The sequence below is a fragment of the Faecalicatena faecalis genome (assembly GCF_012524165.2).
Classification (GTDB): domain Bacteria; phylum Bacillota; class Clostridia; order Lachnospirales; family Lachnospiraceae; genus Faecalicatena_A; species Faecalicatena_A faecalis.
The window spans coordinates 58681-81808 of sequence record NZ_JABACJ020000021.1 but is presented as its reverse complement, the minus strand read 5'-3'; the positions used below and the strand labels follow the sequence as shown (position 1 = coordinate 81808).

Annotated in this window: 17 protein-coding genes and 1 riboswitch; of the genes, 3 read left to right on the top strand and 14 right to left on the bottom strand. The window is 45.3% G+C overall.

The genetic code is table 11. The features are described 5' to 3' along the window. Positions 1-37 precede the first annotated feature (37 nt). Positions 38-178 (bottom strand): FeoB-associated Cys-rich membrane protein, encoded by a 141-nt coding sequence (locus HGO97_RS18070; protein ID WP_216244328.1) that lies wholly within the window; start codon positions 176-178, stop codon positions 38-40. 371 nt (positions 179-549) lie between these two features. Here HGO97_RS18070 and HGO97_RS18065 point away from each other — a divergent pair, with 371 nt between their 5' ends. Next, on the top strand, positions 550-1134 hold the full coding sequence (locus HGO97_RS18065) for a 50S ribosomal protein L25 (RefSeq protein WP_216244327.1): 585 nt from the start codon (positions 550-552) through the stop codon (positions 1132-1134). 111 nt (positions 1135-1245) lie between these two features. Here HGO97_RS18065 and HGO97_RS18060 read toward each other — a convergent pair whose 3' ends face one another. The 9 genes from HGO97_RS18060 to HGO97_RS18020 all read right to left on the bottom strand — a co-directional run bounded on the left by HGO97_RS18060 (position 1246) and on the right by HGO97_RS18020 (position 15344). Then, complete coding sequence (locus HGO97_RS18060; RefSeq protein WP_216244326.1) at positions 1246-1866, bottom strand: sugar O-acetyltransferase; 621 nt, start codon at positions 1864-1866, stop codon at positions 1246-1248. Positions 1867-1957: 91 nt separating this feature from the next. Beyond that, positions 1958-3712, bottom strand: coding sequence for a glycoside hydrolase family 13 protein (locus HGO97_RS18055; protein ID WP_216244325.1), 1755 nt, complete (start codon positions 3710-3712; stop codon positions 1958-1960). Between the two features lie 163 nt (positions 3713-3875). Next, on the bottom strand, positions 3876-5342 hold the full coding sequence (malQ, locus tag HGO97_RS18050; RefSeq protein WP_216244324.1) for a 4-alpha-glucanotransferase: 1467 nt from the start codon (positions 5340-5342) through the stop codon (positions 3876-3878). 77 nt (positions 5343-5419) lie between these two features. Continuing rightward, positions 5420-7678, bottom strand: coding sequence for a glycogen/starch/alpha-glucan phosphorylase (locus tag HGO97_RS18045; RefSeq protein ID WP_216244323.1), 2259 nt, complete (start codon positions 7676-7678; stop codon positions 5420-5422). A 73-nt stretch (positions 7679-7751) separates the two neighbouring features. Then, positions 7752-9713 (bottom strand): amylo-alpha-1,6-glucosidase, encoded by a 1962-nt coding sequence (locus tag HGO97_RS18040; RefSeq protein WP_216244322.1) that lies wholly within the window; start codon positions 9711-9713, stop codon positions 7752-7754. After that, a complete protein-coding gene (gene pulA, locus HGO97_RS18035; protein ID WP_216244321.1) occupies positions 9710-11683 on the bottom strand; it encodes a type I pullulanase in 1974 nt (657 codons plus the stop codon). Before pulA ends, HGO97_RS18040 begins: the two co-directional genes overlap by 4 nt. Positions 11684-11828: 145 nt before the next feature. Then, complete coding sequence (locus HGO97_RS18030) at positions 11829-12671, bottom strand: sugar ABC transporter permease (protein WP_216244349.1); 843 nt, start codon at positions 12669-12671, stop codon at positions 11829-11831. Between the two features lie 17 nt (positions 12672-12688). Continuing rightward, positions 12689-14071 (bottom strand): carbohydrate ABC transporter permease, encoded by a 1383-nt coding sequence (locus HGO97_RS18025; protein WP_216244320.1) that lies wholly within the window; start codon positions 14069-14071, stop codon positions 12689-12691. Position 14072: 1 nt separating this feature from the next. Beyond that, positions 14073-15344 (bottom strand): extracellular solute-binding protein, encoded by a 1272-nt coding sequence (locus HGO97_RS18020; protein ID WP_216244319.1) that lies wholly within the window; start codon positions 15342-15344, stop codon positions 14073-14075. Positions 15345-15662: 318 nt separating this feature from the next. Then, a riboswitch (purine riboswitch) is annotated at positions 15663-15758 on the top strand. A 303-nt stretch (positions 15759-16061) separates the two neighbouring features. Between HGO97_RS18020 and HGO97_RS18015 the strand changes: the two genes are divergently transcribed. Both HGO97_RS18015 and HGO97_RS24060 read left to right on the top strand, forming a co-directional pair. Beyond that, positions 16062-17435 (top strand): NCS2 family permease, encoded by a 1374-nt coding sequence (locus HGO97_RS18015; protein WP_216244318.1) that lies wholly within the window; start codon positions 16062-16064, stop codon positions 17433-17435. 76 nt (positions 17436-17511) lie between these two features. Further along, positions 17512-17634, top strand: coding sequence for a hypothetical protein (locus tag HGO97_RS24060; RefSeq protein ID WP_281419974.1), 123 nt, complete (start codon positions 17512-17514; stop codon positions 17632-17634). Between the two features lie 15 nt (positions 17635-17649). Here the strand turns inward: HGO97_RS24060 and HGO97_RS18010 are convergent, their stop codons facing one another. From HGO97_RS18010 to HGO97_RS17995, 4 genes are all read right to left on the bottom strand, one after another. Beyond that, on the bottom strand, positions 17650-18357 hold the full coding sequence (locus HGO97_RS18010; RefSeq protein ID WP_216244317.1) for a DUF975 family protein: 708 nt from the start codon (positions 18355-18357) through the stop codon (positions 17650-17652). A gap of 167 nt (positions 18358-18524) precedes the next feature. Further along, entirely contained in the window at positions 18525-19748 is a 1224-nt protein-coding gene (locus tag HGO97_RS18005) for an NAD(P)-dependent oxidoreductase (RefSeq protein ID WP_216244316.1), read from the bottom strand. A gap of 160 nt (positions 19749-19908) precedes the next feature. Continuing rightward, positions 19909-21312 carry an MFS transporter gene (locus HGO97_RS18000; protein WP_216244315.1) on the bottom strand — a complete coding sequence of 468 codons (1404 nt, stop codon included), beginning with the start codon at positions 21310-21312 and terminating at the stop codon, positions 19909-19911. 96 nt (positions 21313-21408) lie between these two features. Beyond that, positions 21409-23118, bottom strand: coding sequence for a glycoside hydrolase family 3 protein (locus tag HGO97_RS17995; protein ID WP_216244314.1), 1710 nt, complete (start codon positions 23116-23118; stop codon positions 21409-21411). Between the last annotated feature and the right edge of the window lie 10 nt (positions 23119-23128).

Below are 23128 nucleotides of genomic sequence, written 5' to 3'. Positions count from 1 at the left end.
TACAGCTTTACGGTAATTCTTTCGTCCCTGCCCGTTCCTAATGGCCGCAGTGCCCGCCGCAATGCTTGCAATCACCTCCACAGTGTATGGATTTTCCATTCTTCTTATCGCGGACCATTCCTCTGACGATAAGTACTACTGCCCCCACAATAATCGCTCCTACAATAAATGTTCCCATGAAAACTGCCTCCTTTATATTGAATAATAACATTGGCGTGCTTTGTATTTGATAATTATTTTCAATTACATAGTTATTATATCTTCCTGTTCTGTAAAAGTCAAGGATTTTTGATAACTTTTCTCAATTAGCATTTTCTTAATACAGTTCATTCGTCGATTACTTTACGCAGATTGACAAATGACGCGGGGGAACTGGAACATTTCCTCTTAATAACACCTCTTTTTTCACAAAGAAAACCTTCAAAATAATTTATAATTGGTTAATCTGTTTCTGCTATATCTGCTATAATATAACTGTAACAGGAAAAACACTTAACAGAACCTCATTGCAGAAGGATGCTAAGCACTCAGATTTTAGGAGGAAATACAATGTATACTTTAAAAGCTGAAAAAAGGTGCATGAAGATTAAAGCTAAAAGACTCAGAAGAGAAGGATTTGTCACTGGAAACCTGTATGGAAAGGATTTTCCAGGCTCTGTCCCATTAAAGATCAAGCAATTTGATGCGGCTCAGCTCCTTAAAACCTACAACAAAGGAAGCCAGATTATGTTGGATATTGAAGACCATACATATGAGGTCCTTATAAAGGATATCGTATTCAATTCCATGAAAAGTCAAATTGATGAGATTGATTTTCAGGTTTTGGTAAGCAACGAAAAGGTTCACTCTGTAGCCGAAATTGTGATGATTAATCCAGATAAGGTAGTTTCTGGAGTTCCCCAGGAAACACTAAAGGAGATTTCTTACCGGGCACTTCCATCCGCTTTAATTGACAGAATCAACATTGATGTAGGAGATATGAAAGTCGGCGAAACCATCCGTGTTTGTGATCTGGATATTGCTAAAAATAAAGAAATCAGTCTGATCACACCTCTTGATGATGTTGTTGTAACAGTCACACCTGTCCACAATAGTGTACCGGTATCTGATACTGAAAATGAAGAAACAGCATAGGCAAAAGCAGCACAAAACGTTTCCCACGATTTTGTGCTGCTTTATCGTCTTTCATTTTTCTAAAGCTTTAATTATGATTTTTATCCGTGATTCAGCAGAAACTTCTTCCTCCTAGAGCCCCTTAATCTGCTCCCAGGCCTCGTCATCAAACTGCCTGTCCTTATAGTAATACTTCTTATCCTCTTCCGTGATCTTCCTCACGACCTTACATGGATTTCCCGCTGCCACGCACCAATCCGGAATATCTTTTGTGACCACACTCCCTGCGCCGATTACCGTATTGCTTCCGATATGTACACCGGGCAGGATCACGGTATTTCCGCCGATCCACACATTATCCCCGATCGTCACCTCGATTCCATACTCGTACATGGAATTTCTGGAAACAGGATGTACCGGGTGTCCCGCCGTATAAATAGCCACATTCGGCGCCAGCTGACAGTTATCCCCAATGGTTACCGGGGCAACGTCAATGATTGTACAGTTATAATTTGCAAAAAAATTCTTTCCCACTTTAATATGGGAACCATAGTCACAGTAAAATGGAGGATTGATAAATGCATCCTCGGATTCTCCCAACAGCTCTTTCACCGTCCTGACGATCCCGTCAAAATCCGAACGGTCCATAAAATTCAGCTTTTGCAAAATCTTCCTGCATACTTTCTGTTCCTCCATAACGGCATCATCTGATATATAAGCCATGCCGGAATCTCTTCGTGTAATATTATCCATCTGCCTTCTCCTTCCTAGTCAAATCGGATATATGCAATCCATTTCGTTACTGCCTCAATGGGGTTCAATTTAATTTATATTGTATGCTATGTTATTGTTTCCTTCGAATCAGTGTCCCGTTCTCTCCCAGAATCCCGCCTGAGAAATTTCGGCCAAACAGGACCTCTCCCCCAGCTTTCACTTCCATGTCCTCTGCCGAGCAGTTAAGCAGCACTTCGATTTCCCGCCCCTGTGCATCTAGCTTGATATATTCCACACATCGTTTCTGCGGATACTCGTCCGGGAAATGGAAATATAGGCTTCTGCATGCATCCTCCTTTTTTCTCATCTCGATCAGAGTGCGCACAGCCCCGATACGTGTCTGATTTTCTCTGGAATCAATCTCATCCCAGGGCATACACCTGCGGCAGTCCGGGTCAAATCCGCCCTCCATCGCGATTTCCGTGCCATAATAAATGCAGGGGCTTCCCGGCATGGTGAACAGGATTGCGAGCTGTTGATAAAAAATGTCCAGATTATGGAATCGGTTCATCAGGCGTTCTGTATCGTGTGAATCCAGAAGGTTGAACATCACGTTATTATTCTGCTGCATATACATCGTATAACAGCGGTTCACCATATATTCAAACTCCAGCTTATCAAGGCTCTCATCCAGGAAGAAATCGTGGATGCCGCTCATCAGCGGGTAATTCATAACAGAATCATACTCATCCCCGTTAAGCCACGGACCTGCATCGTGCCAGATTTCTCCCAGCAGGTAAATATCCGGCTTGATGCCCTTTAAATGTTCCCGAAGGCGTCTCAGGAAACGGTGAGACACTTCATTTCCCACATCAAAACGGATTCCATCAATATCATAATCGCGAATCCAGTCTTCACATACTTTGCAGAAATAGGAAACCACTTCTTCATTATTCGTATTGATTTTCGGCATTCCATCTGTAAACGCAAAGGAATAAAATCTGCCATCCCTAGTATCCGCCCTTTTGTTCAAAAGGGACCAGTCATTTATCATGAACCAGTCTGCATAAGGGGAGTTCTGCCCCTTTTTAAGCACGTCCTGCCACGGAGCGAATTGCCGTCCGCAGTGATTGAATACCGCATCTACCATCACTCTGATTCCCTGCCCATGTGCCTCTTTTACCAGTCTTGTAAAATCTTCTTTCTCTCCAAAATGAGGATCGATCTTTGTATAATCCTTTGTATCATATTTGTGGTTGGACTCTGCCTCCATGATCGGATTGAGATAGATTCCTGTAATCCCCAATTCTCTTAAATAAGGCAGCTTCTGACGGATTCCTTCCAGATTACCTCCATAGCGCTCCTCATTTTTCACACAGCCTGTCTGCCAGGGCTTTATATCCGGTGTATTTTTCTCCGGTGTTCCATTGCAGAAACGGTCCGGGAAAATCTGATACCAGATCGTATCATTCACCCACTCTGGCGTCCTGTTTATATCCGCCGGATTCATCCACGGCACGGTAAAACACTGGAGCATTCTGCCTTCCATGTTCAACTGCTCTTCAGTAAGAAATCCATCCTCTAAATAATACCACACTTCCCGGTCCGTATGCAGTTCAAAATAGTACTTGCACCGCTTATACTGCGGCCTCAACGTGGTCGTCCACCAAAGCTGATGACGAAGACGCTTCTTATAGCAGATCTCCTCCCGTTTTCCATGCCATACCTCACAGCCGCCTAAAATCCCGGCGTCATATGGGTCGCCATAATGGATAAAGACCTGTTTTACGTCGTACCCTGTCTTCAAGTTCACGACCAGGTCATTCTCATCCAGTGCATAGCTCATCTGCTCTGATGTCTTGTGATAAACTGCTGTAAATTCCATGCCTGCCTCCTGTTAGCTATCAATCTTTCCATTCTCAAAAAATATATCAGCAAGCCGCGAATCGCCATTTTCCAAGCGTATTCCGGCATTTTTTCCTATTTTCGGGTATATAAAAAGGGCATGGATCTACCCACAGATATACATGCCCTTTTCTTTTCACATCTTATCGATTCTCAATCAATCCCCGGTAACGCTTCAGCATCTTTTCCGCTTCTTCAAACCCAGGCATCCGCCACTCCCAGTTCGGAGATCCAACGGTTCCCGGTGTGTTCATATGCCCTTCTTTTCCCAGGCCCAGGATATCCGCCATCGGAAGGATTGCATATTCAGCCTTACAGTCCAGCGCGTAAGCAACCAGCCTGTCATGGACAGAACCCAGTTTATATCCTTCCCGTTTCAGGAACTGGCGGACTTTTCTTTTTGCCGCGGTGGTCAGCCCTTCATACCATTCCATCAGTGTATCATTGTCATGTGTGCCTGTATAGATGATCATATTTTCCACATCATGGAAGCTGTCATAGGCGTATTTTCCGCCTGTCTCTATGGAAAATACAAGGACCTTCATTCCTTTTAACTGATAGTGGTCTTTCAACTCCAGCACTTCCGGTCTCAGGTCGCCCAGGTCCTCTGCCACCAGGTTCAGCCCTTTGATCTTTGCTTTCAGGGTATCGATCACCTCGTATCCCGGCGCCTCGATCCATTCTCCCTCGACGGCTGTCGGACAGGATGCCGGAATCTTCCAGAAGGTGTCAAATGCACGGAAATGATCGATCCTGATGATGTCGAACAGACGGCTGCTGTAGCCGATCCGATCTACCCAGAACTGATAATCCTTTTCCTTCATATAGTCCCAGTCATAGATCGGGTTGCCCCATCTTTGGCCTGTCGCACTGAAATAATCCGGTGGGACTCCGGCGATGAAGATCGGTCTTCCATCCGTATCGAGAAGGAAGTTATCTTTTCCTGCCCACACATCCACGGAATCCACGCCCACATAGAACGGCACGTCTCCCATGATCTCGATTCCGCTTTCATTGGCTGCGGTTTTTACCTGCATCCACTGGCGGTAGAACAGGTATTGCAGGAACATTTGGTACTGTGCCTCCAGCTCGATTTCCGCAGATAATTCGGTACGCTTCTTTGGCCAGTCCTTATCCTCCTGTTTCCACTCGTTCCAGCAGACTCCACCGTTTGCCGCTTTCAGTGCACGGAACACGCCATACTCATAGACCCATTCCTGGGAGGCAAATTCCTGATACTCCTCTTCCTGGAGCCACTCTTTTTCACTGAAATTACGGAAAGCCTCGCGTAAATACGGCTCTTTAAATGCACGGACCGCATCATAGTCTACCGTCTTTTCCATTTCCCGAAATGACGGGGGCAGCTCCTCTAGCAGCCCTTCCTCGCAGAGTGCATCCAGGCTGATGTACAGCTCGTCACCTGCGCAGGAAGAATACGGCTGATACGGGGAGTTCCCGTATCCAACCGGATTCAAAGGCAGGATCTGCCAGATCTTCACGCCGTTTTCTTTTAACAATTCGATAAAGCGGTATGTCTCTTTTCCCAGTTCCCCCACTCCCGTTCTGGACGGAAGAGAAGATACCGGCATCAAAATCCCTGCTTTTTTCATGGTTCTATCTCCTTATCCACAGCATGTGGAGATTTGCGAAAAACTTTTCCACATGCTGTTCTTATATCCTGCCTTTTCTATAAATGCCAGATATCTCTGTTGTATTCTGCAATAGTTCTGTCAGATGAGAAGAATCCTGCTTTCGCGATATTCACAAGCATCTTCTTTGCCCATGCGGTCTCATCCTCATAATCCTCTAACATCTGCTCTTTTGTCTTAATGTAATCCTTCACATCCAGAAGTGTCATGAACCAGTCCTTACTGACAAGTTCTTTGTACAGACGTCCCAGGTTCACTGGATCGCCGATGCGGATCAGGTCCTTGCTGATGATAAAGTCAACCAGCTCCTCCACCATCGGGTCATTGTCGTAGATGTCTGCTGAGCAGTAACCGTTTGTCTCATACAGTTTGATGACATTTTCTGATTTCTCACCGAAAATGTAAATGTTCTCATCCCCGACTAACTGGTGGATTTCTACGTTAGCGCCGTCCTCAGTACCTAAGGTCACCGCACCGTTTAACATGAACTTCATGTTACCTGTTCCGGATGCTTCCTTGGATGCCAGGGAAATCTGCTCGGAAATATCGCAGGCCGGGATCAGTTTTTCTGCCTTTGTGACATTGTAGTTCTCTACCATCACCAGTTTTAAGTATGGGCTGACCTGTGGGTCATTGTCGATCAGCTGCTGCAGGCATAAAAGCAGGTGGATGATATCCTTTGCGATCGTGTAAGCTGGTGCTGCCTTTGCCCCGAAAATCATCGTAATCGGACGTTTTGGCAGGTTGCCCTTCTTGATTTCCTTGTATTTATAAATAGCATACAATGCATTCATCTGCTGTCTCTTGTACTCGTGCAGACGTTTGATCTGGATATCAAATACACCATTTTCATCGATATCCACATTCTGTGTCATTTTCAGATAATTCTTCAATTCTACCTTCGCGTTCTTCTTGATCTCTTTTAATTTACCAAGGACAGCCTCATCATCTTTGTATGCAAGAAGTTTTTCCAGCTCATCGGCATTTTCCATATATCCAGGGCCGATCAGTTCCTTTAAGTATTCTGCCAGGCTGTGGTTGCAGTGTACGAGCCATCTGCGGAAGGTAATTCCGTTGGTCTTGTTATTGAATTTTGCCGGATAAATATCATAGAACGGCTTCAATTCAGACTCCTTGAGGATCTCTGTGTGCAGAGCTGCAACACCATTTACCGCATATCCATAGTGGATATCGATGTGTGCCATGTGAACGCGGTCCTGCTTGTCAATGATGTAGACTCTCTCATCATGGAAGTCTCTTCTTACTCTTGCGTCCAGTTCACGGATGATCGGAAGCAGGTGCGGAACGACCTTCTCAAGATAGTAGATCGGCCATTTCTCCAGTGCTTCTGCCAGAATGGTATGGTTGGTGTATGCACAGGTTTTTCTTACCACATCAATGGCGGTATCGATATTGAATCCTCTTGCAGTCAGCAGGCGGATCAGTTCTGGGATGACCATAGTCGGGTGTGTATCATTGATCTGGATGCACACGTGCTCGTGCAGATGATACAGGTTGATTCCCTTTGCCTCTGCCTCTTTTAAGATCAGCTGAGCCGCATTGCTTACCATAAAGTACTGCTGGTAAATACGAAGGAGCTGTCCCTTCTCATCGCTGTCATCCGGGTATAAGAACAGGGTCAGGTTCTTTCTGATATCCTCTTTGTCAAACTGAATTCCGTCATGGATGATGGACTCATCTATCGTATCTATGTCGAACAGGTGAAGCTTGTTGCACCCGCTGTTATATCCCGGCACGTCGATATCATACATGGTAGAAGTCAGTGTGAAGTCCTTAAATGGAACTTCAAAACTTACGTCTGTCTTATTGAGCCAGGAATCTGCTGTGATCCATGGGTTCTTCTCTTCCTGCTGCTTGTTATCGTGGAATTTCTGTAAAAATAATCCGTCGTGGTAGTTCAGTCCAACTCCGTCCCCTTCCAGTCCCAGGGTTGCGATGGAGTCCAGGAAGCATGCTGCCAGACGTCCCAGTCCGCCGTTACCTAAGGATGGTTCCAGTTCTATCTCCTCGATCTCTGTCAGGCTGTGTCCATGTTTTTCAAGGACCTCTCTTGTCTCCTCAAACAGTCCCAGATTGATCAGGTTGTTGGATAACAACTTACCGATCAGGAATTCTGCTGATATGTAGTATAACTTCCTGTTTCCTTCGTTTCTCTTCATTCCCTGCATTTTTTCCTTTGTCACATAAAGCAGGGCTGTGTAAATCTCTTCCTTTGATGCATCCTGAATGCTCTTTCCAAACTTCTGCTGCAACATCATTTCCAATGCCTGTTCCATAAAAATCTCCTTTCATGTGCCGCACTGCTTCACCGCTTTTTTTAAGCGGCTGTGCAATCCGGCCGTCTGAATCCTATTTTTCTATTTTTTCGTATACGCGGAGGATTTCGCCTACACTCCATGCCTGTGCAAAACAGCCCTTTGACGCTGTGGGATTCTGTCCGTCGTAAATCTCCGGAAGCTGTCCGATGCAGCCTTCCCTTAATGCACTTTCCATGACCTCAAGTTCTTCTCTTACTGTCTGTTTTGCCTCTTCGCTGTCATTATGAACTTTCAGATAGGCCAGATAATATCCGCCCAGCGGGAATGTCCATACAGTCCCCTGATGGTATGCCATATCCCTATCTTCCATAGGTCCTTCATAAAACGGATGGAACTCTTTGTCGTCCTCATCCAGTGTACGAAGCCCATATGGAGTATACAACTTTTTAAACACAGTTTCTACTATTTGTTTCTCTTTTTCCCGGTTTAACATCGTAAAAGGCATGGAAACTGCCCAGATCTGGTTGCATCTGATTTGTTCATCTGCAGAGGTTCCTGAGAGAACATCCTTGAGGCACTGGTTTTTATCGGACCAGAATTTTTCTCTGAAAGAGTCCTTCACCTTCTCTGCAAGTGCCGAATATCCTGTAACCGTCTTCTCATCCCCCGTTATCAGCCGGGTGAACTGCTCCATGATCCGCAGTGCATTATACCAGTAGGCATTGATTTCCACAGGCTTCCCGTGCCGGGGCGTGGGCAGTATGTCGCTGATACGCACATCCATCCAGGTCACCTGGGCCAGGCCTTCTCCTGCCCGGATCAGGCCGTCTTCGTCCATACGGATGCCAAATTCGGTCCCGTTTTGATACCCGTTTATGATCCGCTCCATGACCGGGAACACTTCCTTTACAAATTCCAGATCTTTTGTGGCTTCATAATACAGGTATACGCAATTGATAAAGAGAAGTGCCGCATCCACCGTGTTGTACAGCGGCTCATTGCCCCCTTCCGGGAAAAGATTCGGCATCAGGCCGTTTCTTTCATTGACTGCAAATGTCCTTAAAATCTGTTTTGCCGTCTCAAACTGCCCGGTGGAAATACATAATCCCGGAAGTGCAATCATCGTGTCCCTTCCCCAGTCTTCAAAGAATGGATATCCTGCGAGGATCGTAAGTCCCCCTGTGGATTCCCGTTTCGAAATAAACTGGGAGGCACTTTTTGCAAGTGTTTTCCCCATTTCAGAGGTAAACCCGGAACGTTTTTCCCATTCTCTTCGGAAGGTCTTCACAGCATCGATCACCCCGGATGCCGTCTCTTTGGACGGTTCCATCTCGAACATGATTTCCAGTGTCTTCTGTTCTCCCGGTCCCACGAAAAGAGTAATTTCATGGACTGCCTTCGCGGTTCCGTTCTCCCGCCTTCCATCGCAGGCATCATATCGATAATAATATGTTTCCTTTATTTCAGAAATGTCTTCAATCTCTCCATTTGTCCTGACAAATAAGGTCAGACTGCCGCTTTTCAGTCTCGCTTTGTGATTCAGCTCTTCTCCCTCTTTCTCGATCACCTGTCCCGCATCCATATCACTGCCTTTGGGGACAAACTGGTAAAAAGGAGTAACACATAGCATGCAATGTTCTTTCCCTCGATTTTCTATCTCATACCTGAGTGCTGCTGTATTTGCCCCAGGCTTTAATCCGGCTTCCTTCCTGATGCTGACGCCTTCTATCTGATATTTCCAGACTGGAGTTTCTTCATAGGTGAAGGAGGACAGCCAGCGGTATCCCTCTTCCCGGTGTCCGTCTGCAAATTCCTGAGTGGAAATCACATGTCTTCTATCCTCAAATACGACCTGCTCCTTTAGCCTGTGTACCAGGTTATAACGGTGGTTTGGAGCCTGCACGCACGCCATTAAAAGAGCATGGTCGTTGCGGGCAGCCGCGCCTGTCATGGTCATGGAGGAAAAGCCGCCCAGACCGTTGGTCATGAGATAACAGTTCTCTTCACCGCGCTCTAATGTATTCCAGTCATGTTTTCCATAAATCCATTTCATCGTTCTGTTTCCACTTTCTTATTTGATTGATCTGCCCGGTTTCCAAGAATCAGGATACTGACCGGTTCCACCTTCACATTTTCAGTTACCTTGACCTGAGCTTTCCATAGCATACTGCTTTTTCCGTCAGCCAGAATCTCCCATTCTCCTCTGCCCAGAGCAATTTCTTCTGCTTTTTTACTGCTGTTATAGACAATCCGCAGAGTTTTCCACGGGGAACCGAAGGACGGGGAAGAATTATCCAGGTCAAACCCAACAATTCCTTCCTTTTTCCACTGTCTGCGCACCCGTTTCCATGCTTCCTTTGATTTGTCACACAGACCCGGAAGCTGCTTTCTTAAAGAAATCAACCCCTGATAGTACTCTACCAGTTCTTTCTCCTTCCAGGCCTTTGTCCAGTCCAGACGGTTAATTGCAATCGGAGAATTATAACTGTCTGCAATGCCGTCCTTGGTCCTTGCGAACTCTTCCCCGGAGAGGAAGAACAGGTTGCCCTGGCAGGTCATATAGATACCTGCTGCCAGGCGGTATGCTTTTTCAAGCAGCGCCTCATCAAAAATCGTCTCAGCCAGTTTATCCCGGAGTGTCTGATTATCATGGGAAGAGACATAGGTGATGATCTGGGACGGTGCTTTGATCTTCGGTGTCCTCTTATGGCACCATGCCTGCACGCAGCTGAGAACTGCATCCTCAAATCCCTCACCGCCATTCACGAACCCAGGTTCATCCAGCTCGAATACAGAACCTTTGATGGCATCTCTGGTGTCATCGGAAAACATTCCAATATTTTCATCCAGCTGATGCATATTCTTCTTTAGGGCCTGATATGCACCGGATTCCATTGCGGTCTTAGCTGCTGCCCAGGGTTCCCCGAAGACCATCTTCTCACCTTTTCCATACCGGACATCCAGTTCCCGGCGAATGCGGTTCATTAGCTCTACATCCAGCAGCCCCATCAGATCGAACCGAAATCCGTCTATATGGTATTCCTCTGTCCAATATAGGATAGATTCCAGAATGTATTTGCTGCACATCGCACGCTCACTGGCTACATCATTGCCGCAGGCAGAACCGTTGGAGGGAATCCCCCTGCCGTCTGCACGGTAAAAGTACCAGGGCGCAGTCCTCTGGAACCAGGAATCCCGGGAATAGGTATGGTTATAGACCACATCCATGATGACCCTAAATCCCGCCCTGTGAAGGGATAAAATCAGCTCCTTCAGTTCTCGGATACGGACCTCGCCATGCTCCGGGTCAGAAGAATAAGAGCCCTCCGGCACATTATAATTGATTGGATCGTATCCCCAGTTGAACTGGTCCGCCTTTCCCGCCTCGTCCACAGAGCCATAGTCATAGACTGGCATTAGCTGCACATGAGTAATTCCAAGTTCTTTCAGATAAGGAATCCCGGTAGGATGTATGCCATCCCCATTCAATGTCGTATCCGTATGTAAGAAGGCACGGTATCTTCCCCGGTCCTCTTTCGGGAAACCACCTGCCGGGTCCCAGGAGAACTCCTTGACATGCAGTTCGTAAATGATTCGTTCCCTGTCATATTCCGGCGCCCGGTCTTGCTCCCAGCCTTTGGGATTCGTCTGGCTCAAATCCACTGCCATGCTCCGTCTGCCATTCACCCCGCATGCCTTCGCATAAGGGTCCGCCGAAATCACTGTCTCTCCCTCTATGAGAAGTGTAAAATCATAGTAGGTCCTGTTAAGATTTTCGTCAGTCTGATACCTCCAGACTCCTTTTTCCATTCTCTCCATCGGATAGGTGGCAAATGCTTCTGACGTACTACCATCTTGATACAAGTTGATTGTGACAGACTCTGCACACGGGCTCCACAACAGGAAAGAAGTCCCTTCTTCCCCGCATATGGCCCCCAAGTCCGCATTCTCATCTATACAATTTTCCTGAAATTCTGGACTGGAATAATATTCCTTCCATTGTTTGATTGTTCTTTTTTTCATGCTGTATTTCCTCATGGTGTTTTATTTGATGAAACGAACGTTACCCAAATCCTCTGACAGCTAAACCCTCTCGTTTTTAAGATTTTTGACTGCCGATATCCGGGTAGAAAAAATGGATACACGTTATCCATGTATCCATTTTTAGCTAACCTTTGACTGCTCCGCCGGATACGCCTTCCACGTAATACTTCTGCATACTGATGAACAGTGCCGCAATCGGTATGGAGATCAGCACGCAACCTGCGGCAAATTGTGTATAGTAGTCATTGATAAATTCACGCTCCAGCATCTTGAACAGCCCCAGAGCGACCGTATAGTTGTTGTAATTATCGCCCATAATGACGCTGGCAAAAATAAAGTCCATCCACGGTGCCATAAAAGAAGTCAGGACCGTATATACGATAATCGGTTTAGATAAGGGCAGCGTAATCTTCCTGAAAATCTGGAACTTTGTCGCTCCATCCAGATATGCCGCCTCGTCCAATGATTTGGGCAGAGTATCAAAAAATCCCTTTGCAATGAAAAAGCCAAGACCTGCTCCTCCTGAGTATACCATAATCAGAGCCACAAGTGACTGTGTAATTCCAAGGCCCTTCAAAATATAGTACACCGCGATCATGGACATAAAGCTCGGAAACATTCCTAAAATCAAAGCCACATTCATCATCGGCTTTCTCATCTTAAAACGCATCCTGGACATGACATAGGAAACAGACAACACAAAAAATGTGGAAAGCAGACAACTGAATACTGCTACAAATAAGGTGTTTCCGAACCATTTTAAGAAATAGAACTGACTGTTATCCGTCAACAGATTCACATAGTTTGCAAGTGTCAGCCCCTTTGGGAAGAAGTAGGACGTATAGGAACCGCCCTCCTCTCTAAAGGATGTCATCACGACCCAGAAGATCGGAATCAGCCAGATCACCGACAACACCGTAAGCGTTACATAGGAAGCGACGTCCCTGATTTTTTTATTTCTTGACATAGATTTTGTTTTCTTCATTATTGGAACGCCTCCTCATTGTTGTATGCAGATGTTCTCCTGTATGTAATCAGGGAGAAGACTGCGGAAATAACAAATACCAGGATACCAATTGCCGATGCATAACAGTAGTCCTTGCTTGTTACAGTCAGCTTGTACAGCCAGGTAACGAGCAGGTCTGTCTTTCCTGCCTGATAGTAGTCCAGAGTGGATGGACCTCCCTGAGACAGCAGGTAAATGACATTGAAGTTATTAATATTTCCAATAAACTGTGTAATCAGATACGGCGTCGTTACAAAAAGAACATACGGCATCGTGATCTTTCGGAACATGACTCTTGCATTTGCCCCGTCCACACGCGCTGCCTCATATAAGTCTGCCGGAATATTCATCAGAATACCGGAGGTGATCAGCATGGTATATGGAATACCGATCCACAGGTTGACAACAATAATCGTCACTTTTGCCAGTGTCGCATTGGTCAGGAACGGGATGCTCTCCTGAATTACGCCCCAGCTCTTAAGCAGAACATTCACAGCGCCGTCCGGCTGCAGCATCGTCTTCATGATCAGAAGAGATACAAAGGACGGGATAGCAATGGATAATACGAAGATCGTCCTCCAAAATCCTTTGAATTTCACGCCTTTCCTGTTGATCAAAAGTGCCAGCAGGATTCCGCCTATGTAGTTCAGCACGGTCGCAAATACTGCCCATGTGATCGTCCAGCCCAGAATCGGCCAGAAGGTCTTGGAAATCGTACTGCCTGATCCTAAGATTGTTACGAAGTTGTCCAATCCGATCCATGTAAACAGATTTCCCGGCGGCTGATGTGCGTTGTCATAATTAGTAAATGCGACCAGGATCATGTATACCAGCGGAAGTACCGTGAATGCCATGACTCCAATCATCGGAAGTGTCAGCATGGTACGGTTGAATTTTGCATCCAGATAAACTTTTACATCATCTTTAAATCCCGGAATCTTCTTTCCTTCCTTTTCAAGCTTCTGCACTTCCAGGGCTGATTTTAAGTTTGCTCTCCAGGACAGTACGAAAAGCACGATCACGAAAAGGCATACCACTCCATATAACAGAAGGAGCATGGAGTTGTCTCCCTGGGCCAGAACATCAATTCCTAAGTTCTCATCATAGACCCACCCCTGGGTCTGTGTCCCCAGAGTTGCCATATGGCTCAATGCATTCACACCGTTTACCGCCATATAGAAGATAAATGCGGCTTCACAGAGCAGGAAGAGCAGACCTTTTACGATCTGCCTTCTGCGTAAGTTCGCGGTTCCCATAATGAGCATTGAGACTTTTGTCCAGATATCTCCCTCTTTGATGACTCTCTTAAGGAGATTCCCATCGGACTTTTTCACCATTTTTTTTGGTTTGCTTTTACTCATATTAATCACCCAGCTTAGAAAGAATACCTTCTACCATAGTGTCCATTGTTGCCTGCATATTGTCCTTTGTCACAGCCTTTGCAATGCAGTCCTGTCCGAATGCTTCCATTGGGCTCCAGAAGTTCGCGATCTGTGGAATAGACGGCTGAACTGTGGAAGTCTCGATCTGTTTGGAAAGTACCTCAACAGCAGGGCTTGTACTTAACAGCTCTGTATCTGCTGCCAGTTTTTTATTTGTCGGAGCTGAATTTCTGACCTCAAAACGTGTCTTCTGACTCTTTTCATTGGTCAGGTACTCTGCAAGCAGCATTGCTTCTGCCGGATACTTAGTCTGTGCGTTTACGCCATATAAGTTAAAGTTAACGATTGTGCTTGGAGATACTATTGTTCCGTCCTCCAGAGTAAATGAAGGCACTGTCGCAACACCAAAGTTGTCCCCTAAGGATTCCTGTAAAGCTGCCGCATTCCATGTTCCTGTCAGGCTGGCACCCAGTTTTCCTTCTTTGAAGCTTGCAAGTAAGAGTGCATCATCCTGGTTCTTTACCTTCGGATTTGTACACAGGTCTAACAGATAGTCGCCAACGAGCACACCCTTCTCATTGTTAAAATCACACTGCTTCGGATCTGTTCCGTCCTCACCGAATAAGGTGCATCCAGCTCCGAAGAAGAATGAGGATGTATACCATCCATTGTCAAGATCCATAGAAAAGTTCGCTACACCTGCACCCAGATCCTTTGCAAGCATGGTGTCCAGACTCTTCACCTCTTCCTCGGTATACTTGCTCTTATCATAGTACATGAAGAAGGAGTTGGATGTGTTTGGATATCCGTACATCTCTCCATCTACCGTTGCTGCATCAATTGAGTTTTCCACGTTGTTGGCAATAATCTCATCTTTATTTTTTGTAATTCTGTAAAGTGCACCCGCAGACTGGAGCTCTGCAATCTGGTCAGAAGCAAATTCAAAGATGTCTGCTGCAACGGTCGGGTCTTTAAGTACTTCATTCTTGGCATCTGCTGCACTGACAACTGCTGTCTCAATGTTCCAACCTTCTGCTTCCGGGTTTTCCTTCTTAAATTCCTCGATGATTCCCTGAAGCATGTCCTGGTCTTCCTGAGAGCCCCATACTTTCAGCTTTGCGTCTTTTGCATAACCTGCACTCTTCGCTGCCTCATCTGCTGATTTGGTCTCCTTCTTGTCAGAACCGCATCCTGCTAACATGGATACAGCCATTACACTTACTAAAAAAATGGATAAAACTTTCTTCTTCATTTTCTTCTCCTTTTCCTTCACTTAGTGGCTTTGTTTTCACTGTTTCGAATTATAGCATCGCAGGAAAATGAACATATACAAATAAATAAACCTTGAATATCAATTTTTATACAAAAGAAGATATCCTGGTTCCTCCTTTGCCTAAATTATAACGATTCTGCTATGCAAGATCCCACGCCAAAACCGTATCGATTTTTCCACATGGCTGAATAATCACAGCAAATTTACTAATTTTTTATTTTTTAATTGCTTTTTTTTGGTAAATAGTGTATAGTATTAATATCATTTAAAGATTTGATTCAGAAAGCCGTATAATTGAATATTTTCAGGATGTAAATTTATATATGCTCATAATTGGTTGAGCGTTTCTACCAGCTACCGTAATAGCTGCCTATAAATTTCCCGTGTGTTTCATGCAGGGAAAGTAGGTGTCTATGTTTCCGGTAGTTTTTTTATTACCCATTTTTCTTCCTATTTCCCCTTTGCATGAAATACAAATATCTATTGAACATTCACTGTTCAATAAGTCAGCCTAAATACAACAGCCGACCGTGTAATACGAAGAACCGATTCATCATGTCAGGAAAGTGAGGTGCCTGTTTTTATTAGTTTTGTATTGACAAACCAAAGCGGACTCGGGCTGTTTATAAAAAAGAATCATTAATTACTAGCTCGCAGGGGAAGACTTTCCCCCGGAGTGGAGGTAGGAGGGAAATCATGAACTTAGAAAAAATATTTCATCTAAAAGAAAACAACACAGACGTGAAGACAGAGATACTGGCAGGTATCACGACTTTTATGACCATGGCCTATATTCTGGCTGTTAACCCGAACATCCTTTCCGAATCAGGAATGGATCGAGGTGCCGTGTTTACCGCGACCGCACTGGCAGCATTTATTGCGACCTGTCTGATGGCGATCCTGTCTAATTATCCGTTTGTCCTGGCCCCTGGTATGGGACTGAATGCTTACTTTACCTATACGGTTGTTATGGGAATGGGATACACATGGGAGATGGCTTTAAGTGCCGTATTCGTAGAAGGTATTATCTTTATCCTGTTATCCTTGACCAATGTCCGGGAGGCGATCTTTAATGCCATCCCAATGAACTTAAAACATGCTGTTTCCGTAGGTATCGGACTTTTCATCGCTTTTATCGGCCTGCAGAACGCAAAGATCGTTGTGGATTCTTCCACATTGGTCAGTATGTTCTCCTTTAAAAGCTCCATCAAAAACGGAACTTTTAATACCGAAGGAATCACTGTACTGCTTGCCCTGATCGGCCTTCTGATCACTTCGATCCTTGTGATCAAGCAGGTAAAAGGAAACATCCTCTGGGGCATCTTAAGCACCTGGGTACTGGGCATCATCTGCCAATTAGTAGGTCTCTACAAACCGACGCCAGATGCAGGTTGGTTCAGCTTACTGCCTGATTTTTCTGCAGGCTTTTCTGTTCCGAGCCTGGCCCCGACCTTTATGCATATGGACTTCTCAAAGGTATTTACATTGGACTTTGTCATCATCATGTTCGCATTCCTGTTCGTGGATATGTTCGACACACTTGGAACCTTGATCGGTGTTGCTTCTAAGGCTGATATGCTGGATAAGAATGGTAAGCTGCCAAGGATCAAGGGCGCCCTGATGGCCGATGCTGTCGGAACCTCTGTAGGTGCAGTTCTGGGAACTTCTACAACAACTACTTTTGTTGAGAGTGCATCCGGTGTATCTGAAGGCGGACGCACAGGACTGACCAGTATTACTGCTGCGATCCTGTTTGGACTGTCACTGTTCCTGTCACCGATTTTCCTGGCGATTCCATCCTTTGCGACGGCTCCTGCACTGATCATCGTTGGATTCCTGATGCTGACTTCTATCGTAAAGATAGACTTCAACGATTACACAGAGACACTTCCAGCCTTCATCTGCATCATTGCAATGCCGTTCATGTACAGTATTTCCGAAGGTATCGCACTGGGAGTCATCTCCTATGTGATAATCAACCTTGTAACAGGAAAGGCAAAAGAAAAGAAGATCAGTGTCCTGATGTATGTACTGGCAGTTCTGTTCGTACTAAAATATGTATTGATTTAAAATTATGTATTGTTCTAATATATAGAATGAAAAACATGGGGGCAGCATCCCCCGCTGCCTTCTAAAAGAAAAATATATGTCACAGGATATACGAAGAAAGACGATGCCGACAGGATCTACTCCTATCGGCATCGTCTTTCTTCGTTATAAGACCAAGCGTCTGCATCCAGCTAGATGGATGTCAAAGGCCCGCTTTTAAATTTTTGAAAGCATATTATCTGATATACCCATTCTGATAAGCGATCGTCCGGTTCGCTGCATACAATTCTGCAAGTGTTGCCTGACGGTATGGCTCAGAATAAAAGATTCCCACAAGTCCCCATGTACAAGCTGACAAGAAGATCCATCCGATAAATGACAGGTCCAGAACAAAGGTATTCCACTTCTGTCCCATCATCATCTTTTTGCTGATCAAAAATGCCTCTTCTTTTGACATCGCCGGATTCTCTGCAAGGATATAAGGTACCATCCGGTATTCATAGTACTTGATGATTCCTGGTACAAGAAATAACAGCGCCCATAAGAATGTAAACAAATCTCTCATGAACATGACCAGGACCACGTTGCCGTAACTGCCCGACTTGAATCCATATGCCAGCGTCCCGGCTGTCGGTGTCTCCGTCTGGTTCAGGATAAAGAAACGGTGTCCTCCCACCAACAGAACATTCCCCACAAAAACATCAAGGACGATCATTGCTACACTGACGATTGCAATAATTGATGCAAACGCCGCATATAAAAGAGAAAATCTGGAAAAGTAACTATCTCCAAAGAAGGAATGATCTCCCCTTACGCTGTTGGCGCCTGAAGAGGAAAATATCGCTGTTATGACCGTCATGACCAAGGCTACTACCACGGCTGACCAGTAATTCCTGTGAACTGCCTGTTTTGCTCTCATTTTTAAATCTGCCCGCATCCACATAATAAATTCTACCTCCTGTGTAATTAGCCTTTTCTTTGAGGCTTTCTTTATTATACTCCCTGCGGGTGTTAAAATCTACAAATTTTTACGTTCTTCTTTCCCTAAACAAGGATCTATTGTTACAGTTCACTCGTCAATCTGTTTACGCCCCACTGCACCTACATGCGCTAAAGCAGACTCTGCATATATTGATCCATGGATTCCGCGACCAGCTTAGAATGTGCGACCGCCTCAACGACCGTCCTGGCCCCGGCGACCACGTCTCCGCTTGCGAAAATCTCTGGTCTTGTGGTATGTCCTTTCTCATCTGTCACGAGCAGGCCGCGGTGATCTGCATCCAATCCCTTCGTCGTATTGACCAGTTGGCTGCGCGGCCCCTGACTGATCGAAATAATCACACTGTCAGCAGGATATAACTTCTCTGTACCCGGAATCCTTTCTATTGTGTTGTCCTCTTTTTGCCGAACATCTGCAAAAATCACGCCCTCATCGGTGATTTCCACCGGAATTTTACAGTAGATAAATTCCACGCCCTCCAAGACAGCATAGTCAAACTCGTGCTTACTTGCTGCAGCCGAAGCCTCTCTTGAAAAGCATTGAAGGTTCCTGACACCTTTGCGAAGAGCTGTTCTTGCAACATCCATCGCCGCATTTCCGGCTCCGATCACGATGACATTCTCTCCCAAATGGAAGCTGTCCGGGTTATTCAGGTAGTTGATTCCATAATGTACATGACCCAGAGTCTCCCCCTTAATATGAAGCGCATTCGGACGCCATACTCCTGTTCCGATGAAAACGGCTCTGTAGCCATCTCTTAACAGGTCTTCGATGGTAATGGCTGCCCCAATTGTTGTATTCGGTCTTACCTTGATATCCTTCAGCCTGAGGTGGCGATACTCAAAATCATCCAATATACTCTTTGGCAGTCTGAACTCCGGGATGCCGTAGCGCAGCACCCCGCCTATCTTATCTTTACTTTCAAAGATGGTGACCTGATATCCTTTTCTGGCAAGGAGTACTGCGATCGTAAGGCCTGCAGGGCCGGAGCCAATGATGGCTGCACGCATTCCATTGGACGGGGCCGGCCCTTTGACCATTTTTGAACTATAGGTACTGGATATATAATTTTCTATTGTAGAGAAATGCACAGGCGCTCCTTTTCGTCCCAGTATACAGTGTCCCTCACATTGCTTTTCATGATTACAGATCAGACTGCATACGGTCGTCAAAGGATTGTTCTCGAATAATTTCCACCCAGCCTCATCCAGATCTCCGTCCAGCAAAAGCCGGATGACCTCCGGTATCGGGGTGTGGATGGGGCATCCCTTCTGACATTGTGGATTCTTACAATTCAGGCATCGGTTCGCCTCATCCAATACATGTGCTGCCATGACTGATTCCTCCTTCACTTTTTGAATCATTTTCCATATATTGTTCCATGAAATCTATTCTTGTTCCAATAATGGAAGCGTAATTCTACCATACTAGATTATTTGTGAAAGCGTTATAATAGTTTTTTCTAATTCCAGTACAATTTCATGCTGATTTCTTTTATTTTGCCCCGTCTCTCTTCGCACGCAGATATTCTACGTTCTCCTCTACCTTTTTCTTGGTAAGCGGATAAACGAAAATCAGCATCAGGGCTACACAAAGGAATAACACGCCAGGCACGACCGTCGCCAGCTTGTAAAGCCCTTTTAAGACCTCTTCTGTCTGTGTCTTCGCAGCAGACACATAACCAATCAGACCCAGTGCATATCCTCCCAGTCCACCTGCAAGTGCCTGTCCTACTTTTCTTGCAAAAGAATATACTGCATATACAGTACCATCTTCCCTCTTTCCAGTCCTCACTTCCACGTCATCGATGACATCAATGATGTTCGCCCAGATAATCAGGTTGAAATAATTCACCCCTAAAAATCCAATCGCAGCAACAATCACAAATACCCAGACATTTTTCACATTCAGCAGACCCAACACCAGGAAAACGATTCCTGTAAAAATGGTGGCTGCTGCTGCGGATTCTTTCTTCCCAAATCGTTTTACGACCACGCCTGTAATGGAAGCCATTAGAAGGGAGCAGATCATTGTAATCATATTATAGGTAGAAAGTGCTTTTACATTTCCAAAATAATCCGCATATAAATAGGTATTGACGCTGGAAAGCATCAGGGAGCTCAGCAGCAGGAAAATGGCTGCCCCCACGATTCCCAGCAGTGCTCTGTTGGAGAAAATTGCCCCAAATGTCTTTGCAAGGGAAATCTTTTCTGCATTCGGATCGGGCTTGATCTTAATACGTTCTGTTGTGCATTTATAGCAGATCACATAGCAGATAATCGCGCAGAGAGAAAAAATACCTGCAACTACCGGGAAAATCTTTCCATCATTTCTAATGATCTGAACACCATTTGCGTCTGTCATATAGATGATCATCGGACCGCCCACACCGATCACGAGCTGAGCCAGAGTTGCACCGATGCTTCGGAATGTGGAGAGCGCGGTACGCTCCTCCGGAACATCTGTGATTGCAGATGCCATGGAGCCATACGGAATATTGATTCCCGTATAACAGATGCTGCCCCAAAGAATATATGTCACATACATATAGATCATCTTTGCTGTCATAGATGCATCCGCCATTGCTGACTGATACATCAGAAAGCTGGCGATTGCCACCGGACCTGCCATAATCCGAATCCAGCGCTTGAACTTCCCGTCTTTCCCTGGCTTGCATGTATCCACGATACGTCCCATGGTCACATCTGTGAACGCATCCACGAACCTTGCTACCAAAAACAGTGTTCCGACCGCTGCCCCGCTGATTCCCAGTACCTTCATGTAAAAGACCATGAGGAATGTACTGGAAAACATGAATGTAAAATCATTTCCAAAATCACCGAACATGTAACCGATTTTATCCTTAATGCCAAATGGCTTTACTGCTTTTTCATTCATCCTCTTCACCTCTCTGAATATCTAATTAAAGCGGATATTTGGAATCCACTCTGTTGCTTCTTTATACTCCCATAGCAGTGAGCGCTGCTTATGAGGTTAAAATCTTGTCTCCCATCTTCCACAGAAGACGTTCTCATTGTATCTTCCTTTAAACTCACTGTTGCCCATCATTTTCTCCAATACTGCGGCAAAGCTCTCATGATGATCCATATATGCATTGATATAGCATCTTGCCATTGGTACGTCGATCAGGTTATTCGTATTGCTTAAGGATACCACGAATGTTGGAAGCTCTGACATATACCATGGCTGTTTTGTCGGTTCATCCCATTTAATACGCATTGTATTATACTGTGCAAATCCCTGCACATTGAGAACGAGAAGGACACAATCGTAGTTTTTCTTGAACTCCTCCATCTTTCCCTTTTTAGATGCGACCTCAGCATCTACTTCAAAGCCTGCTGCCTCTAACTGTGATACGATATCTGCTATGATCACCTTATCGTTGGACTCGAATTTTGTCCCTGCAATGACCGTTGCTTCAGACCCTATGTAAACTAATTTGATTCTTTGGTATCTATTTGGTGTCATCGGCAGATAATTCAAGCGGTCTTTTACAAGTGTCACATACTGGTCTGCAAGCTCACGGGATACTTCTAAGTGCTCCTTGCAGCCTACTACTTTCAGATTTTCTTTCGGAGCCATCAGTTTTTCTTCTTTCTGAAGAATGTGAAGGTTCAATGCAGCTTTTACTCCCAGGATTCGGTGGAGTGCATCATTGAGACGCTCCTCTGTAATCGTACCGTTTCTATATCCTTCCATCATATAGCCAAAATCTTCATCCCTGTCATTGAAGAAGAGATACATATCACATCCAGCCGCAATCGCCTGTGGTACCTGCTGGCATCTCGGAATTGTTGCCCCAAACATGCCGATCATATGGGATGCATCCGTGACGACCATACCATTGAATCCGAGCTGTCCCTTTAACAGGTCTGTAATCAGTTCCGGTGCCAATGTCGCCGGACGGATTTCCTCGTCCTTGATGCCAGGACGCAGTTTTCTGGAATATGCCGGAAGTGCAATATGCCCCGCCATGATCGTCATCACACCTTCATCGATCAATTCCTGATATACCTTACCAAATGTCTGGTCCCACTTCTCACAATCGAATTCATTTACGCCCATGATCAGGTGCTGATCATTTTCCTCTGTACCATCTCCCGGGAAATGTTTCATACAAGTCGCTATATTCTGTGTCTTCATTCCCTTGAAAAATGCCTTTGTATAACGGATGACATCATCGGGTTCATCGTTAAATGCACGAAGCTGTACGATTGTATTGCGCCAGTTGTAGGTCAGATCCACAACAGGTGCAAAATTCCAGTTACAGCCGACCGCGGCAGCCTCTCTCGCAGAGACCTCTGCCATACGGTATACTGCATCCTCAGAATCGATTGCTGCAAGTGCTGCTCCATTTGCAATCGGTGTACCGCCTTTTGTTCCTCCATTTCCTCCTGCTTCGCAGTTCGAGGCAATCAAAAGCGGGATCTTTGTTGTCTTCTGCAGACAATCTGCCATATCCCACAACTCTTCCTTCGATGCATTATGGTAACGGATGGCACCTGGGTGGTACGTATCCAGGATTTTTTTGAGGTTCTCAGGTTTTCTTTCCTCCTCGTTAGCCACCATATTGACAAAAAGCTGACCGATTTTCTCCTCGTCCGTCATTCCGGCAATCGTATCTTCGATCCACTGGATCTGTTCTTCATTCAAATAGTACGGTTTTTCTCTTAAATTTACCATCTTCGTTCCT